The organism is Pseudarthrobacter sp. SORGH_AS 212, from assembly GCF_030818145.1.
Classification (GTDB): domain Bacteria; phylum Actinomycetota; class Actinomycetes; order Actinomycetales; family Micrococcaceae; genus Arthrobacter.
Genome location: NZ_JAUTAA010000001.1, coordinates 1,823,075 through 1,840,133, shown reverse-complemented (window position 1 = coordinate 1,840,133; position 17,059 = coordinate 1,823,075). Strand labels below are relative to the sequence as shown.

The following is a 17,059-nucleotide window of genomic DNA, read 5'->3' as shown; positions in this document are numbered from 1 at the left end:
TCAGGCTCCTTTGGTGGGGCTGGTCTCCGGGGAGGTGCCCGGCAGTTGGATCAGGGCGCTCTTCGCGGCGGCGGATTCCTCCACGGCGTTGAGGATGTACTGCACGTTCAGTCCTTCCTCGAACGACGGCGAGGGCGGGGTTTGGTCCTGGATGGCGGTGAGGAAGTCGCGGACCTGGTGGGTGAAGGTGTGTTCCCAGCCGATGATATGGCCCTGCGGCCACCACGCTTCGAGGTAGGGGTGCTCGGGTTCGTTGACCAGGATCCGGCGGAATCCCTGCTCGCGCACCGGGCCGGTGGCGTCCAGGAAGCCGAGTTCGTTGAGGTTTTCGAGGTCGAACAGGATGGTGCCCTGGTCGCCGTAGATCTCGAGTTTGAGGCTGTTCTTCTGGCCCGTCGCCACCCTGGAGACCTCCACCGAGGCGATGGCCCCGGAGGCGAGGGACAGCGTGGCCCAGGCAGCGTCGTCGACCGTGACGTCCTCCAGCCCTTCCCCGGCAGCGTTGCCGCCGGGACGCTGCGGAACGAACGTGTGGAGCCTGCCGGTGACCTCCGTGACCTGGTCGCCCAGGAGGTAGAGGACCTGGTCGATGGCATGGGAGGCGATGTCGCCGAGGGCACCGGACCCGGCGGTTTCCTTCCGGAGCCGCCAGGTCATGGGGGATTGGTCGTCGGCGAGCCAGTCCTGCAGGTAAGCGGCGCGGACGTGCCGGACGGTGCCGAGCCGGCCTTCGGCGATGAGTTCGCGGGCAAGGGCAAGGGCCGGGACGCGGCGGTAGTTGAAGCCGATCATGGACTGGACGCCCCTGGCGCGTGCCTTCGCGGCGGCGGCGGTCATGAGCTCGGCTTCGGCAAGGGTGTTCGCGAGGGGTTTTTCGACCAGGACGTGCTTGCCGGCTTCGAGCGCAGCGATGGCGATTTCGGCGTGCATCCAGCCGGGGGCGCAAATGTCGATGATGTGGATGTCGTCCCGGTCGATGACTTCACGCCAGTCGGTGGCCGACTCGGCCCAGCCGTATTTGGCTGCGGCCTCGGCCACGGCGGTGGCGTCCCGGCCCACGAGCACTTTCTGCTCGAAGGCCGGGACGTCGAAGAAACTGGCCACGTTCCGCCACGCATTCGAATGGGCCTTCCCCATGAAGGCGTAGCCGATGGCGGCCACACCGAGGGATGGGGGAGCCGGGGTTGCGGTTGGGTGTGCGGGAGTGGTCATGGCGTGTTCCTGCTGCTTCCTGCTGGCTGAGCTAGAGAGTTGCGGTTTCCGGGGCCCAGTCCTCGGGGAGGGCTGTGGAAACGGGAGCTGAGCTTTCGACGTTCACGAAGGTTCCGGAGTCGATGGATTCGGAGATCGAGACCATGCTGTCCAGCACGTGGTAGGCGAGGTCGCCGGTGGCGCGGTGCGGCACGCCGGCGCGGATGGCGCGGGCCATGTCCAGGGCACCCATGCCGCGGCCGTTGGCAGGGCCGGTGGCGGGGATGGTGGTCCAGTCTTCGTCACCGGCGCGCCAGAGCCTGATGTCACCGGTGAAGTAGTTGGGGTCAGGCAGGGAGATGGTGGCTTCCGTGCCGGTGATCTCCACGAACCCCATCCGGGCCCGGGGGGATTCGAAGGAGAAGACGCTGTGCGAGGAGGCGCCGGATTCGAACTGCGCCATCGCTGAGACGTGGGTGGGGACCTCTACGGTGAATTCCTCGCCCGCTTTGGGCCCGGAACCGATGACGCGGACTTCCTTGGCCTTGGACCCGACGGCGGCCACTTTGCGGATCGAGCCGAAGGCCTGGACCAGGGTGGTGAGGTAGTACGGTCCCATGTCGAACAAGGGGCCGGCGCCGTGCTGGAAGAGGAACGCCGGGTTGGGGTGCCAGGATTCCGGGCCGGGGGTCTGGAAGGTAGTCATGGCGGTCAGCGGGGTGCCGATGTCGCCGCGCTGGATGAGCCGCAGTGCGCTCTGGATCCCGGCGCCCAGGAACGTGTCCGGAGCGGTGCCGAGCCGGATCCCCGCAGCGTCGGCTGCCTTGAGCAGGCCCAGCCCGGATTCGCGGTCCAGGGAGAAAGGCTTTTCGGTCCAGACGTGCTTGCCGGCGTTGACCGCTGCGGTGGCCACCTCGACGTGGGCGGCGGGGATGGTGAGGTTGACGATGATTTCGACGTCGGGGTGGTTCAGCGCCTTTTCCGGGCCGCCCCATTCGGGGATGCCGTATTCCTTGGCACGGGCCTCGGCGGCGTCTTCGAAGAGGTCGGTGATGACCAGGACTTTCAGGTCCGGGAAGACCGTGAGGTTGTCCAGGTACTGCTTGGAGATGTTGCCCGCGCCGATAACTGCAACGCCAACCGGCCCCTTGCGGGTGGAAGGGGTGAAGTTCATGCCTTGGCTCCTTCGGTGGCGGTGTTGTTGTTGAGGAAGGCGAGGCTCTGGGTGATGCCGTCGAAGATGTCGCCGGAGTAGTCGTCGAATTCCACCACGCCGACTTCGAGGGACTTTGCGGCGGCGATCACGTCCAGGACGGGGACCCTGCCCTGCCCGGCAGGCTGCTGGGCCTTGGTGTCCGTGGTCAGGTTGCCGTCCTTGATGTGGATGAACTTCACCCGGTCTCCGAGCTTGGTGAGGATATCCACGGGGTCCTGGCCGCCCACGGCCACCCAGTAGGTGTCCACTTCCAGGACCAGCTCCGGGTCCAGCAAGGATTCGAAGTACTCCAGCGCGGTCCGTCCCTCGATGCTGGACTGCAGTTCCCAGGCGTGGTTGTGATATCCCACGGTGATGCCGTATTCGGCGCCCTTCTTCGCTGCGGCGTTGAGTTTGGCGGCGGTGGCCTGGATGGTTTCGGCGTCCTGCCAGTGCTCGGCGGGCAGGAAGGGATCGATGACGGTGCTGATGCCCAGTTCCTTGGCCGCCGTAAAGATTTCGTCCTGGTCCTGGGACAGCAGCGGCGCATGGCCGGAGGGTGCGGTGAGGCCGTTCTCCTTCAGGGCCGCACCAAGTTCCTTGGCCGTGGCCACGAAGTTGTAAGGCTCGACCTGGGTGAAGCCGATCTCCGCGACCTTCTTGATGGTGCCGGGCAGATCCTCAGCGATGGCGTTGCGCAGTGTGTAGAGCTGGAGTGAATAAGACATGGGTTTCCTATCAGGGATGGTTTGTGACGTTGTTGGGCAGGCTAGCGGCCGGCGAGGGATCCGCCGATGCCGCCGACGCTGAAGTACTTGTTCAGGGTGGCGAAGACAATGACGGGCGGGAGCATCATGACCACGGCGAGGGCCATCACGGAAGTCCAGTCCGTGGCGTTCTGCTGGAAGAAGGACTGCACGCCCATGGGAAGGGTGAAGATTTCGTTGGAGCGCAGGAACACGATGGCTACCAGGTAGTCGTTCCAGGCCAGGAGGAAGGCAAAGATTGCGGTGGAGAGCACGCCCGGGAGGGAATTGCGCAGCACCACCTTGGTGAAGGAGCCGAAGACTGAGCAGCCGTCGATCCAGGACGCTTCTTCCAGGCTGATGGGGATCGAATCGAAGTAGGCGGCCATCATCCAGGTGGCCACAGTCATGGTGGAGCCCACGTAGATGATGGTCAGGCCCATGAGGTTGTCCACCAGGCCCATCCCTGCGAACAGGATGAACAGCGGCACCACGGAGGTGATGATGGGCAGGGACTGCATGACGAACAGGAGCAGCGAGTAGCCGGAGACTGCCTTGGACCGGCCGCGGGACAGGACATAGCCGGCCGGGGCGGCCACCGCCACGGACACCAGCACGGTTGCCAGTGTGGTGATGAGGCTGTTCTTGAGCCAGGTGGCAGCCAGGGTCTTGGAGAAGACGTTGCTGAGGTTTTCGAAAGTCAGGCCGGTGGCGGTGCTGTTCGGTCCGGGGGTGAACGCCAGGATCACGGTGACCAGGATGGGAACCAGCACAACGGCGGTGATGGCGAGGATCAGGACGAACCGCCACCAGCGGCCGCGCATGCCGGCTTCGGAGAGTACCCTGCGTGGTTTGCCCTCGTCGATTCCGAGTGCGGGGCCGGATTCCGGGTGGGCGTGGAGGACAGCACTCATTATTCGACGCTCGACTTTCGGATCTGGCGGTACAGGATGACGGAGATGACCACCAGGGTCATGGTCATGAGGAAGGCGATGGCCACGCCGGGGCCGGTGGCGAAGTCCTGGAAGACGGTGCGGTAGGCCAGGACCACCAGTGAGGTGGTGGCGCTGACGGGTCCGCCGCCGGTGAGCAGGTAAATCGTGGGGAAGTCGTTGACGCAGAAGATGGTCATAAGGATCCAGCTGATGTAGGTGGACCGCGCGATCAGCGGCAGGGTGATCTGAGTGAACTGCTGCCAGCGGCTGGCACCGTCCATGCTGGCTGCCTCGTAGACGGTTTCATCCACCGAGGCCAGCGCCGCGGAGGTCATCATCATCATGAAGGGGAAGGACACCCAGACCTTGAACACCATCACCGTAATGGAGGCCAGCGTGGGATCGGCCAGGAACAGTGGAGTACCCAGTCCGAGGTTGCGGAACATGGAGGGGATGAGGCTGTCAGGGGTGGCCACCAGCCAGTTCCAGGCCGTGGAGGAGACCACGATGGGCACCACCCAGGGCAGGAGCAGGAGGACCTTGAACGTGTTGCCGGCGGGGATCTTGGTGCGCAGGAGCAGGGCCAGGCCCAACCCCACCAGCCAGGAGCCAAAGACACCCACAATGGTGAACCAGAGGGTGAACTGGGCTGCTTTCCAGAACGCCGGCGAGGTCAGGACGGTGGCGAAGTTTTCCCCGCCGATGAAGTTTCCGGTCTGCAGCAGGTTCCCGTCATGGGTGGCCTGGACGGCCGCGTAAACCAGCGGGTAGCCGTGAATGAGGACGAGCAGGACGACGGACGGGAGCAGGAGCCAGAAGAACGTCCTGGTGGCCTGTGCCGAAAGCTTGCTCTTACGCTTCCCGGGAACCGTCCCGGACCCGCCGGGGGCGAGTCCCCGGCGGGCCCGGGCCAGGCCGGACTGTGCTGTGATACTGGACATGAGGGGCCCTGTCCTACTTCTTCAGGACGGATTCGAGGCCGGACTGGAAGGCCTGCAGCGCTGACTTGGCGTCGGACTTGCCGGTGATGATGGTCTGGCTGAACTGGTTCAGTGCCTGCCCGCCGTCGAGTGCTGCGAGGTTGGCGTTCAGGGTGTTGCCCTGCGAGGCGAAGGTCTTCGCGATCGGCTGCCAGTCCTTGACGATCTTGACGTTGTTGGGATCGTCGGCGAACTCGGGGATCTCGGTGATTGACTTGAAGACCGGGAGGGCGGACATGAGCTTCTTCTGCCACAGCTGCTTGAGCTGGCCCAGGTAGTAGACCAGGAATTCCTCGGACGCGTCCTGCGACGGGGTGTTGGTGTACATCATGATGTTGTTCGGGAACACGATGGTGGCCTTGTCGCCGTGCGGGCCGGTGATGGGATCCGCCACGAGCAGGTCGCCGGAGGTGTCGCCCACGCGCTGCGGGACGTTGACCTGGAAGAGGCCGTAGCCGGCCTTGCCGTCCTTCCATTGGGCGGACATGTTGTCCGTGGTGTAGCTGACCGCTGCCGGGTCCACGATGCCGTTGGAGACCAGTTCCAGGACGAATTCCATGGCCTCGACGTTGCGGTCGTTGAGCAGGTCCAGCTCGCCGTCCTTGTTGAACACGCCGCCGCCGTTGTTGACCATCATCATGATCATGGAGTGGTTGGCGTAGTTGTTGCCGGCGCCGGCACCCGTGGTGAAGCCGAAGGCGCCTACCTTCTTCAGCGCCTTGCCGGCCTCCAGGAGGGACGGCCAGTCCGTGGGCAGGGCCACGTTGGCCTTCTCGAACAGGGACTTGCGGTACCAGAAGACGCGCATGTCCAGCTGCCAGGGCACCGCCACGTAGCCCTTGTCCGACTTGAACGGGTCCAGCACGCCCGGAAGGAAATCGTCGAACTGGCCGTTGGACTTGAGCTTGTCGATGACCTTGTCTGCGTAGGCAATCTGGCCCTGCTGCTCGAACTGGAACGCCTGGAAGCCGCCGCCGGTGGAAACCGCCGGGCCGGTCTTGGAGGCGATGGCGGAGGAGAAGGTCTGGTAGAAGTTGGCCCACTGGATGATCTGGTAGGACGCCTTGCCGCCGTTCGCACCGGAGAAGCCTTCTGCGATCCCCTTGGCGGCGTCGTTGTACGCGGGGGTGGCCCACGGCATATCCCAGAACTTGACGGTTCCCGCGGCGCCTCCTCCGCCGCCCTGGCTTGCCGATCCTCCGCCGCAGGCCGCCAGCAGGGGAACGGATGCGGCCGCGGCTGTCAGGCCCAGGAAGCCGCGGCGGGAGAAGGAGCGGTTCTGGTGGGTGTTTGCGTTCATGGTGTGTCCTTTCGGGACCGCCGCGCGCTGCGTTGTGGTGCGGTCCTGCTCATCGTTGAGAGTGGAGGTGGGACTGGACTGCTGGTTGGTTGCGTATCGAAGGGGTTGGTTACGTGTCAGCGAAGGTTGCGTAGAGGGCGGTCAGCCGGGCGAACCGGGTGAGGTCGTCCGGCCGGGTGCCGGCTGTGAGGTGGTCCTTGAGGCGGCGCCACGCCGTCCGGTGGGCCGATTCATACAGGGTGGGCAGCAACAGTCCGCCGTGCGGCCCGGTGACCCGGACTTCGGCGGGCCAGGCGGCGGCCGGCTCGGGCAGCCGGACGCTGACGCCGCCGTCGGCCGTGTACAGCCGGATGTCGACGCCGGCGGGACGGGCCGCGGTCAGCACGCCGTGGGCGGACATCGGGGCGCCGTTGGCGAGCCTTCCGCTGAAGGTGTAACCGGTGGCGCCGCTCTGAAGCAGGGACACGGCGTCGAGCGTTCCGGTCACTTCCAGGAGCGCGGCGAGGTGCTCTCCGAGGAGCCGGTGCGGGTCTGTGCCGGGTGCGCCCGTGGCGACGCTGTCCAGCATGGCCGCCGTGCCCAGCGCACTCCGGAATGCCTCCCGGGCATCCGGGCCGCCGTCCTGCGAGACCAGCGCCGGGTTGGAGGCCCAGCGGAGGTCCAGGACGACGGCGGTGCCCGCGGCTTCGGCGGCAGCGGACAACTGGGCGGTGTCCTCCGGGACGGGGTTGACCACCATTACGCCGCGGCTGCCGGCTTCGATGGCGTGCAGGGCCTCGGCGGTCCAGCCCGGTCCGCCGGCGATGGCGGCGACGTCCGGGGTGGCGGAACCGCCTGCCGCCGGGCCGAAGGTTGCGGGCAGCGACGCCACGGCCAGGGCGACGGCGCCCGCCTCCTCGGCGCCGGGGGTTGCCGTGACGGAGTAAGTGGCGCTCATGCTGACGCTCCTGCGGTTGCGGCAATCCCGCCGGGCCGGCGGGCGTGGTCGGCGGCGACGCTGTCCACGGTGGCGTCCGCGATGGCCAGGGCGAAGGTGAGGTCATCGATCAGGGTCTGCGCGGACGGCGGCTGTTTGGTCCCGCGCGCAAGTTCTGCCAGTTCGCGCCATTCGCCCTCGTAGCCGTTGTGGCTGTAGGGACCGAGGGTGGTGGTTTCCGTGCCCCGGCTGAAGGTGGCGGTGGCGGAACCTGCCTGGACGTAGGAGGGAGTGAAGTCGATCCGCAGCGCGCTGTGGTGGGCAATGGCCTCGAAGCTCCACTCCGGCTGCCAGGTGCTGTTCATGGCGGCACGCAGTTCGATGGTGCGCGTGGGAGTGCGCAGTGAAATGGCGTAGCCGAAGGGGCGGACGTGCCGGGCCTGCAGCACCTGGATGTCGTTGAAGTCCGGGGTGAACCGGCGGACCAGGGGGAGGTCGTGGATGGCGAGCCCCATGATCCCGCCCTGCATCATGGATTTGATGACGTCGATGTCCGAGTAGTCGGGTGCACCGGCGGCGGGGCGCGCCACAATCTCCGTGGCGAAGTCTTCGAAGCGGGCGTTGGGCGGAAGCACGATGGAGGAGCGGATGGTGTGCGCCGTCTCCGGGAGGTCGTCCCAGTGCCCTTCCGCTGCGAGCCAGCCCGGATCGAAGGTGTGCATGGCACCCACCACGATGGGAACACCCGTTTGGGCGCTGACTTCGGAGATGCGGGCCGCCTCCCCGGCATTCATGGCGAACGGCTTTTCGCACAGGACGGCTTTCTTGCCGGCCCGGCAGGCGGCGATGACCTGTTCGGCGTGGAACTGGTGCGGGCTGCAGATGGCAACGATGTCCACGGTGTCGTCGCCAAGCAGGGCGTCCATGCTGCTGCTGGACGTGGCACCGACGCGGGCGGCGACGGATGCGGCCACTGACTCGTCAACATCCATGATGTGGCGTACTTCGAGGATGTCCCGGAGCCGGGCAAGGGCAGGAAGGTGGATGGCCTGGGTGACAGGACCGGCGCCCAGGATGCCGACCCCAAGGGGCTTTCCGGCGGGCATTGTCTGGCTTGGCAAGTCGGTTACCTCTTTGTAGGCGGACTCGGATGCGGAGGTTGATCGATGCCATCGATCTGCTGTAGCGGCAAGGGCGATGTGCTCCTCGTCACAACCTAGGACCACTTTTGACGAGAGTCAAGCAAAAGTTGTTTGCGGCAAATCAATCTTCTGCATTCGTGACAGTGCCAAGTCTGCGTGTTATGACTTGTACATGACTCCAGCCTCAGGAAAATTGCCTGCAAGGGATGCCGACGCCGGCAACCTTTCGCGCGCTGGTGACCTTTTCCAGCTTCTTCGTGACGGCCAGGCGCGGACCCGTGCCGAGCTGGCCCTTACCACCGGGCTTGCCAGGTCCACCGTGGCGTCCCGCATTGATGCCCTCATCGGCTCCGGCCTCGTGGGCCCGGCCGGCGAGGCGAATTCCAGCGGCGGCAGGCCGCCGTCGCGCTTCGCCTTCAAGCCCGAGGCCCGCGTGGTGCTGGCGGTCGATGTCGGCGCTACCCATGTGATCGTCGCCGTTACCGACCTGGGTGGCAGCATCCTCGGCGAACGCCGGTTTGCACAGGAAGTGGCGGACGGCCCGGCTGTTGTCCTGGGCCGCGTGATCTCCGCCGGCAAGGACCTCCTGGCCGAATCGGGGCGCGAGCCGGGCGACCTCGCAGGCGTCGGCATCGGCCTTCCGGGCCCCGTTGAACATGACACCGGACGCCCCGTCAAGCCGCCCATCATGCCCGGCTGGGACGGGTTCGACGTCGTCCCGTACGTCCAGCGGCAGCTGCCGGTCCCCGTCCTGGTGGACAACGACGTGAACATCATGGCGCTCGGTGAACGCACCGCGCACTGGCCCGAGCACCAGAACTTCCTCTTCATCAAGGTGGCAACGGGAATCGGTGCCGGCATCATCAGCAGCGGTGAGCTGCAGCGCGGCGCCAACGGCACCGCCGGCGACCTTGGCCACGTCCGCGTCCCCCGCGGCGACGACGTCCTGTGCCGCTGCGGCAACTACGGGTGCCTGGAGGCGCTCGCGTCAGGTCCCGCCGTCGCGCACCAGCTCCGGTCCCACGGGCTGGAAGCCAAAACCGGCGGCGACGTCCTGCGGCTGGTGGCGGAAGGGAACCTGCAGGCCATCCAAGCGCTGCGCCAGGCCGGCCGGGACGTCGGGGATGTCCTGGCCACAGTGGTCAACCTGCTGAATCCGTCCATGATCGTGATCGGCGGGAGCGTGGGGGAGGCCGGCGAGCACCTGGTGGCCGGCATCCGCGAAGTGGTGTACCGGCGGTCCCTGCCGCTGGCCACCACGCACCTGCGCATCGGCATTTCCATGGCCGGGGGCCAGGCGGCGATCCTGGGGGCCAGCCAGATGGTCACCCAGCACGTGCTTTCCCCGGCGGTCATCGAAGCCACCCTCGCGGGCAACGCCATCGCCGGCTAGGCCGCCCGGCTGGATCACTGGCCGGATCGCTGGCTTGAAAACTTGGCTGGATCACCCGGCTCGCCGGAAAAGATCAGGCGGACGGCTTGAGGAGGACGTCGATGAAGGTGGCGAGCCCGTCCGCCATGTCCACGTCCTTGTCATAGAGCCACTGCAGCTGAAGCCCGTCGGACACCGCCACCACCAGCCTCGCCAGGGCGGTGGCGGAAACATCGGACCTGACCCCGCCGGCCGCCTGCCGTTCCCGGATGTCGTCCTCCAGGGAGTGGACCACGGAGGCGAACCGCTCCTGGAAGTAGCCGTGGGAATCATGCCCCGGGTTGCTGGCCGTGGCCGATGCCACCGCGTAGAGCGTGGTGAGCCCCGGCTGTGTCCGGTTCCTGGCGGCAAGTGGAGCCATCAGCGCCAGCCCGGCCTCCTTCGCCGGAGTGTCCGCAAGCCCGCGCCTGTCCCGCTCGGCAAGGACCGCGGTCAGCAGCTCCTGCTTGCCGCTGAAGTAGTGGAACAGGGTGGCCTCTTTGACGCCCACCAGCTCGGCCACCCGCTTGAGGGCGGTGCCCTCAAATCCGTCGGTGGCGAAGACGTCGGTGGCGGTCTGGATGATCTGTTCGCGGCGTTCCGCTCCCTTGGCGTACGGTCCGCGCGGCTTGTTCGGGGTCACGGAAGCCAGTGTATTTCACTCCGCCCAGCGAAAGCCTAGTCATACTCGGTTTTTGCCGTTACGATCAATCCACTATCTGAAGGAGCCCCCCGTGAACCCCACCCTGCCCGCTGCCACCGTTCCAGCCGCCGCTGTTCCTGCCGCCGGCTCACCGGACGCCGAGGCCCGGATCAGGGACCTCGCGGAAAGCCTCACCCTCGAGCAGCAGGTCCAGCTGCTCACCGGCGCGGACGTCTGGTCCACGCACGCCCTTCCCGCCATCGGGCTGTCCCGCGTGGTGATGTCAGACGGCCCCGCCGGCGTTCGCGGCGAGGACTTCGATGAGCGGCACGACTCGGTTTCCCTGCCGTCGTCGTCCGCCCTGTCCGCCACCTGGAGCGTCGGCCTGGCCCGCCGCTACGGCCAGGTCCTGGGCCAGGAAGCGCGGCGCAAGGGCGTCCACGCAGTCCTGGGCCCCACCATCAACCTGCACCGCTCCCCGCTGGGCGGCAGGCACTTCGAATGTATGAGCGAGGACCCCCGGCTGACGGCCACCATTGCTGCCGGATACGTGGCGGGTGTGCAGTCCATGGGGGTTGGGGCCACCCCCAAGCACTACCTTGCCAATGAAGCCGAAACCGACCGCTTCACCGCCGACTCCGTGGTGGACGAGCGGCCCCTGCGTGAGCTCTACCTGGCAGCCTTCGAGGACGCCGTTACCGAGTCCCGGGCCTGGCTGGTGATGAGCTCCTACAACTCCATCAACGGCACCACCGCCAGCGAAAATGACCTCCTCGAAACGCCGCTGTCCACCGAGTGGGGCTTCGACGGCGTCGTGGTGTCCGACTGGACCGGCGTCCGCTCCGTTGACGCCGCCAACGCCCACCAGGACCTGGAAATGCCGGGACCCGTGGGTCACTGGGGGCCCAAGCTGCTTGCCGCCGTCGAGGACGGCCGCGTCAGCCGCACCGCCATCCTGGATAAGGTGGTCCGCATCCTCCGGCTGGCCGCCCGCGTAGGTTCGCTCGACGGCGTCAGCCCCGCCGTAAGGGAACTGCCGGCACCACTCAACGCCGCCGCCGTCGCCCGCGAAGTGGCTGTCCGCGGCGCTGTCCTGGTCCGGAACCGGGACGGCCTGCTGCCCCTGGACCCGGCGGTCCTGGGCAGTGTGGCCGTGAGCGGCCACAACGCGGAGGAAGCACGGACCCAGGGGCGGCGGCAGCGCCACCGTCATGCCCAAGCAGAACATCTCGCCGCTGGACGGACTGCGTGAGGCCCTGCCCGCCGGCGTCACCGTCTCCTACCACCGGGGCGCCAAGGTGGCCGAGGGCCTGCAGGCCTTCCCGCGGACCTCGCTCCACAACCCGGTGTCCAACATCCCCGGCCTGCGCGTGACGTTCCTGGCAGCTGACGGCACGGAACTTTCCGGCGAGGACCGGCTGGCATCCCATCTGATCTGGTTCGGGATCGGCATCCCCGAGGGCTCTGCCGCCATCCGGATGGAAACCGACTGGACGGCGCCCTCGGCGGGCACGCACCACCTTGGCGTGGGTACCGTGGGCAGGATCTGCCTCTCACTCAACGGTGACGAGGTCTTCAACGGGACCATCGAAGACGATACCGACGTCCTCGGCGCTGCACTCTTCGATCCGCCCAAGACCGTCCACGAGGTCCAAGCGGAGGCAGGTGGGCGGGTCCGGATTGAGGCACTCTTCGAACTGCCCGCGGAGCAGGCCATCCCGTTTACCGCCATCCTGCTGGGCGAGGAGACCGTGGTGGCGGACCCGCAGGCGGAGATTGACGCCGCGGTGGAGGCAGCCAGGGCGGCGGACGTTGCAGTAGTGGTGGTGGGCACCAGCGCCGCCATCGAGTCCGAAGGCTTCGACCGCAAGGACCTCGACCTCCCTGGCCGCCAGAACCAGTTGGTGGAAGCGGTGGCTGCGGCGAATCCGCGCACCGTGGTGGTGGTGAACTCCGGCTCCCCGGTGCTCATGCCGTGGCTGGACCGGGTGGGCGCGGTGTTGCTCGGCTGGTTCGGGGGCCAGGAATTCGGCCGTGCCATCGCGGACATCCTGCTCGGTGCCGAGGAACCGGGCGGCCGGCTGCCTACTACCTGGCCGGCAGCCCTGGCGGACGTCCCGGTGCTGGATACCGTCCCGGTGGACGGCAAGGTGGTCTATTCCGAGGGCATCCACGTGGGCTACCGGGCCTGGCTGAAGCAGCAGGCCGCCGGCGGGGCTGCCCCGGCGTTGCCGTTCGGCTACGGGCTGGGCTACACCACGTTCGAACTCTGCACCCCGCACGCCTCCCGGACGGTGCCCGCCGGCAAGGACGTAGTGGTGCACGTCCCCGTCCGCAACACCGGCACGCGGGCCGGCCGCGAGGTGGTGCAGGTATACCTTGAGCGCCCGGAGTCAGCGGTGGAAAGGCCCGTGCGCTGGCTGGCCGGATACGCCGGGACCCACCTGGCCGCCGGCGGGACGGACAGCGTTGAGGTCAGGATTCCTGCGCGCGCCTTCGCCCATTACGACGGCGGCTGGCAGGTTGAGCCGGGAACGTTCCGGATCCTGGTGGGCCGGCATTCAGCGGACGACTTCCAGGTGCTGGAGATCGAGGTGCGGTAGGAGCCGCTGCCCGGGGACAGCGGAGTGGCGGTCAGCGCCCCGTCCCGTGCCCCCAGGTCCGTGCCCCCGTCCGTTCCCCGGTGAACCCGCCAAGGAACGGAGGGGCTGCGGGTTCCCCTAAACCCGTTGCCCCGGCCTCCCCGCGCGGCACTTTCGAGTCGTATTCTTAGAACAAGGTTTTGCAGTGAGCCGAACCGTTTTAATCCAAGGCGTGGAGCATGGCCGCTGTACCTTCGGGGCAGGTTGGCTGGGGACCCCTTCCAACGCCCCCGGCGCCGGTTTTCGACAGCAAGGATGTTGAAAACTACCTCCGGGAAGTCACCCATGAGCTAATGCGGGACATCAGGGGCGAACAGCGCGGCATCAGCTGGGCAGCCACGCTTTTCAGGCAGGGAAAAGCCCACACCATCGCAGCGAGTACCGATCAGGCGCGCGAGGCTGACCGCGAGCAGTGTTCCTTCGCGGACGGCCCTGTCATGGAGGCCGTACGGACCGGCGGGTTCGTCCTTCTTTCCGATCTCAACCGGGACTGGCGCTGGCCCGGTTACTCCAGCGCTGCCGCGGCACACGGCGTGCAGTGCCTCCTGTCCGCGCCACTTGCCGCTGAGGGCGAAACAAGTGCCGCCATCAACTTTTACGCGGAAACCGCCCACACCTTCACCAGCGACGACCTCGTCCGGTGCCGCACCTACGTCCGGCAAGTGGCCAGGGCGCTCAGCGTGGTGGTGCGCGTTGGTGAGCGTGCCGAGGCCACTGTCGGCATCGCCGTCGTGCAAAGCTCACTGGTGCTGGTGGACCTGGCCGTCCGGAGCCTGATGAACGAGTACGGGCTGAGCCGTGACGGCGCGCTGAGGTTCCTCCAGACGCAGGCTGTCCATCACGAACTGGACCTACGGGACGCGGCGCTCAACGTCGTCGTTCCCGGCGCCGGGATGGGCCGTCCAGGCCCGGCGCCTGCGGTCACCCCGCAGGAAATGCACGACGGCGTTGCGGGCCTTCAGCCTGCACCGGCGGCTGAACTGGGCCACAAGCCACAGGACGCCGCACCAGTGGGGGCTGCAAGAAAGCGGCGCCCGCGCCATACTGCGGGAAGGAAAACGGCATGACCATCCAGGAACGGGAGCTGCCGCCGCTGGGCGGCGACAGCGGACGGCACCCCTGGCGCCGGTTCGTGGCCTTGGGCGACTCTTACACCGAAGGCATCGGCGACCCCGAGCCGCTCAGCCTGGGCGGACTGCGGGGCTGGGCGGACCGGGCGGCCGAGGAACTCAGCGCCGGGCAGCCGGATTTCGCCTACGCCAACCTCGCCGTGCGCGGCATGCTGCTGCGCCAGATCGTAGACCGGCAGCTGGCCCCCGCGCTGGCCCTCAAACCGGACCTGATCGCAATGTCCGGCGGCGGGAACGACATCCTGTTCAAACGCGGCAACCCGGACAAACTGGCCGAAAAAATGGACACGGCAGTTGGCGTGCTGGCCGCCACCGGCGCCACTGTCCTCCTCTATGCCGGGCCGGACTGGGGTAACACGCCCGTCTTCAGCGCCATTCGGGGCAAGATGGCCGTCTACAACGAAAACATCCACGCTATTGGGGCCGGGCACCACTGCGTCATGGTGGACCTGTGGTGCCTGCCCGAACTCCAGCATGCGGCAATGTGGGACCCGGACCGGCTGCATCTCTCGCCGCTGGGCCACCATACGGTTGCCGTGGCCACGCTCAACGCCCTGGGCGTCCCGCACACCCTTGAACCGCTCTGGCCCAAGCCACTCCCGGCCCAGGGGTGGAAGCGGGCGCGGGCAGAGGACCTGGTGTGGGCCCGGCAGTACTTTTTCCCCTGGGTCCTGCGCCACCTCCTGCACCCGGAAGACGAATCCCTTGCCGCGAAGCGGCCGCTGCCCGGGCCCGTCCTTGGTTTGGCCAGGCCCGGACCTTTCCCGGCTGGGCACCCCGCCGCCGGCGTGAACCCCGGGCTGAAGGGCGGACCGGCGCCACAGGGACAGGCGGCCTAGTTCCTGGTACCGGGAGCGGGGTGCCTGCGATGGTCCCTTGCCAGGGCGACGAGCGCAGGCACTCCGGCCAACAGGCCGGGAACAGCCAGCAGCAGGCCGTATTCGGGGAGCAGCGCAGAAGCGGCTGCCGCAGTGACGGCTGCGGCCAGGGCCGCGATAAGGGCGCCGGACGAACGCTTTCGGACGTCCCTGGCGTTGAAGAAGCGGAAACCGCCGAGGCCCGCGGTGACCAGGGCGGAGGCGATAATGCCCCCGGTCAAGACGGCGGTTCCGGGCCCGGGAGCGTCCTTGAGCCGGTCAATCAGGGCAATGGGCACTGCCAGCATCCAGCCGCTGAGGAGGACCGCGAGGACGCATCCTGCCAGTCGGCTTCGAGGTACCGGATCCAGGGTGTAGATCTGGCTGGACGGCAGATCCCCCTGCTGGACGTGGCGGTGGTTTGCCGGCGGCGGTGATTTCGGCAGGCGCATGAAACTCTCAAGCATTGATCCCCCAGACGTAGTGCTTGACGTCTTCTCACCCTACACGGGCTGCCGGGAACGGCTATCTGAACAAGGGGTTCAGCGCTTCTTGGGGCCGCGCTTCGATGCCGCGTTAAGCGCCGACTTGACCGAGGGCGGCAGTCCGCCCTGCTCGGTTTCGGGCTCGGCCACGGTTCCGCGGGCCTTCGCGATGGCCCGCATGCCGTGGTAGATCACCAATGCTGCCGCGGACCCCAGGGCGATGCCGGTAAACGTGAGGTCCCCGATGGTCCAGGTGTAGTCGGCGATGCCGATGATGAGTGCTACGGCGGCCGTGGTCAGGTTGACGGGGTTGGAGAAGTTGACCTTGTTTTGCACCCAGATCTTTACGCCCAGGATGCCGATCATGCCGTACAGCATGGTGGCAGCACCGCCCAGCACCCCCGGCGGGACCGTGGCGATGAGTTCGCCGAACTTCGGGGAGAAGCTGAGCAGGATGGCGAACATGCCCGCCACCCAGTAGGCCGCCGTCGAATACACCTTGGTGGCAGCCATGACGCCGATGTTCTCGGCGTATGTGGTGGTGCCGGATCCGCCGCCGAAGCCCGCCAGGACCGTCGCGGCGCCGTCGGCCATCAGCGCGCGCCCGGAGACGCCGTCGAGGTTCTGGCCTGTCATGGCGGCCACGGACTTCACGTGGCCGATGTTCTCCGCAACCAGCACCAGCACCACCGGGACGAACAGGCCCAGGACGCCGATGTGGAACTCGGGGGTCTGGAAGTGCGGCAGCCCCACCCATGCGGCGGCGTCCATCTTGTCGTAGCTGACCTCGCCGCGGAGCATGGCCACGAGGTAGCCCACCACCACGCCCACCAGGATGCTCAGCCGGCCCAGGATCCCGCGGAACAGCACGCTGACCAGGATGATGGTTGCCAGGGTGATGACGGCGGTGATGGGGGCGGCGTCGAAGTTCTGCTTTGCGGCGGGCGCAAGGTTCAGGCCGATCAGCGCCACGATGGCGCCGGTGACGATGGGCGGCATCAGCCGGTTGATCCATCCGGCGCCGAACTTCTGCACCACCGCACCCACCAGGGCGAGGGTGGCACCGGCCAGCACCACGCCGCCAAGGGCACCCGGAATGCCGAACTGCGCCTGGGACGCGGTGATGGGTGCGATGAACGCGAAGCTTGAGCCGAGGTAGCTGGGCACGCGGCCCTTGGTGACCACCAGGAACAGGAGCGTACCGATGCCGGAAAAGAACAGTGTGGTAGCCGGCGGCATGCCGGTGATGATGGGCACCAGGAACGTGGCGCCGAACATGGCCACCACGTGCTGCATGCCCACGCCAATGGTCAGGGGCCACGCCAATCGCTCATCCGGGGCCACCACCTGGCCGGGCTTGATGGATTTTCCGGTGCCGTGCAGCTTCCATTTGATTCCGAGCATGCTCATGGGAAGGAATGCCTTTCAGGGGGTGCCGCGAGGGGGCGAAGATCAACTTGGTCCAGAATACCGCCAGCCCTGCTGG

Annotated in this window: 14 protein-coding genes and 1 pseudogene; 4 read left to right on the top strand and 11 right to left on the bottom strand. The window is 67.2% G+C overall.

All coding sequences use genetic code 11. The features are described from left to right. The 8 genes from QE394_RS08450 to QE394_RS08415 all read right to left on the bottom strand — a co-directional run bounded on the left by QE394_RS08450 (position 1) and on the right by QE394_RS08415 (position 8,369). Positions 1-1,212, bottom strand: a complete 1,212-nt coding sequence (locus tag QE394_RS08450) for a Gfo/Idh/MocA family oxidoreductase (RefSeq protein WP_349034269.1) — start codon at positions 1,210-1,212, stop codon at positions 1-3. 31 nt (positions 1,213-1,243) lie between these two features. Further along, complete coding sequence (locus QE394_RS08445; protein WP_349034268.1) at positions 1,244-2,365, bottom strand: Gfo/Idh/MocA family oxidoreductase; 1,122 nt, start codon at positions 2,363-2,365, stop codon at positions 1,244-1,246. After that, the gene (locus QE394_RS08440) at positions 2,362-3,114 is read right to left on the bottom strand and encodes a sugar phosphate isomerase/epimerase (RefSeq protein WP_268159978.1); all 753 of its coding nucleotides are present in this window, start codon (positions 3,112-3,114) and stop codon (positions 2,362-2,364) included. The genes QE394_RS08445 and QE394_RS08440 overlap by 4 nt, the downstream gene beginning before the upstream one ends. A 41-nt stretch (positions 3,115-3,155) precedes the next feature. Continuing rightward, entirely contained in the window at positions 3,156-4,046 is an 891-nt protein-coding gene (locus tag QE394_RS08435) for a carbohydrate ABC transporter permease (protein WP_056083097.1), read from the bottom strand. Continuing rightward, a complete protein-coding gene (locus QE394_RS08430) occupies positions 4,046-5,008 on the bottom strand; it encodes a sugar ABC transporter permease (RefSeq protein ID WP_349034267.1) in 963 nt (320 codons plus the stop codon). The genes QE394_RS08435 and QE394_RS08430 overlap by 1 nt, the downstream gene beginning before the upstream one ends. A 13-nt stretch (positions 5,009-5,021) precedes the next feature. Further along, positions 5,022-6,347, bottom strand: coding sequence for an extracellular solute-binding protein (locus QE394_RS08425; protein WP_056083092.1), 1,326 nt, complete (start codon positions 6,345-6,347; stop codon positions 5,022-5,024). A gap of 109 nt (positions 6,348-6,456) precedes the next feature. Next, a complete protein-coding gene (locus QE394_RS08420; RefSeq protein ID WP_349034266.1) occupies positions 6,457-7,284 on the bottom strand; it encodes a hypothetical protein in 828 nt (275 codons plus the stop codon). Then, positions 7,281-8,369 carry a Gfo/Idh/MocA family oxidoreductase gene (locus QE394_RS08415; RefSeq protein WP_349035389.1) on the bottom strand — a complete coding sequence of 363 codons (1,089 nt, stop codon included), beginning with the start codon at positions 8,367-8,369 and terminating at the stop codon, positions 7,281-7,283. The genes QE394_RS08420 and QE394_RS08415 overlap by 4 nt, the downstream gene beginning before the upstream one ends. A gap of 208 nt (positions 8,370-8,577) precedes the next feature. On the opposite strand from QE394_RS08415, the gene QE394_RS08410 reads away from it, so the two are divergent. Beyond that, the gene (locus tag QE394_RS08410; protein WP_349034265.1) at positions 8,578-9,798 is read left to right on the top strand and encodes an ROK family transcriptional regulator; all 1,221 of its coding nucleotides are present in this window, start codon (positions 8,578-8,580) and stop codon (positions 9,796-9,798) included. Between the two features lie 73 nt (positions 9,799-9,871). Here the strand turns inward: QE394_RS08410 and QE394_RS08405 are convergent, their stop codons facing one another. Beyond that, on the bottom strand, positions 9,872-10,459 hold the full coding sequence (locus tag QE394_RS08405; protein WP_314212253.1) for a TetR/AcrR family transcriptional regulator: 588 nt from the start codon (positions 10,457-10,459) through the stop codon (positions 9,872-9,874). A 91-nt stretch (positions 10,460-10,550) separates the two neighbouring features. Between QE394_RS08405 and QE394_RS08400 the strand changes: the two are divergent. From QE394_RS08400 to QE394_RS08390, 3 genes and pseudogenes are all read left to right on the top strand, one after another. After that, positions 10,551-13,062, top strand: a pseudogene (locus tag QE394_RS08400) (glycoside hydrolase family 3 C-terminal domain-containing protein). A gap of 218 nt (positions 13,063-13,280) precedes the next feature. Beyond that, positions 13,281-14,168 (top strand): GAF domain-containing protein, encoded by an 888-nt coding sequence (locus QE394_RS08395; RefSeq protein WP_261620418.1) that lies wholly within the window; start codon positions 13,281-13,283, stop codon positions 14,166-14,168. Beyond that, complete coding sequence (locus tag QE394_RS08390; RefSeq protein ID WP_056083073.1) at positions 14,165-15,070, top strand: SGNH/GDSL hydrolase family protein; 906 nt, start codon at positions 14,165-14,167, stop codon at positions 15,068-15,070. The genes QE394_RS08395 and QE394_RS08390 overlap by 4 nt, the downstream gene beginning before the upstream one ends. Here the strand turns inward: QE394_RS08390 and QE394_RS08385 are convergent. Both QE394_RS08385 and QE394_RS08380 read right to left on the bottom strand, forming a co-directional pair. Further along, a complete protein-coding gene (locus QE394_RS08385) occupies positions 15,067-15,555 on the bottom strand; it encodes a hypothetical protein (protein ID WP_314212243.1) in 489 nt (162 codons plus the stop codon). The two genes, QE394_RS08390 and QE394_RS08385, sit on opposite strands and share 4 nt — an antisense overlap. Positions 15,556-15,630: 75 nt before the next feature. Next, positions 15,631-16,983: a solute carrier family 23 protein gene (locus tag QE394_RS08380; protein WP_268159964.1), complete on the bottom strand. Its 1,353-nt coding sequence runs from the start codon at positions 16,981-16,983 to the stop codon at positions 15,631-15,633. Between the last annotated feature and the right edge of the window lie 76 nt (positions 16,984-17,059).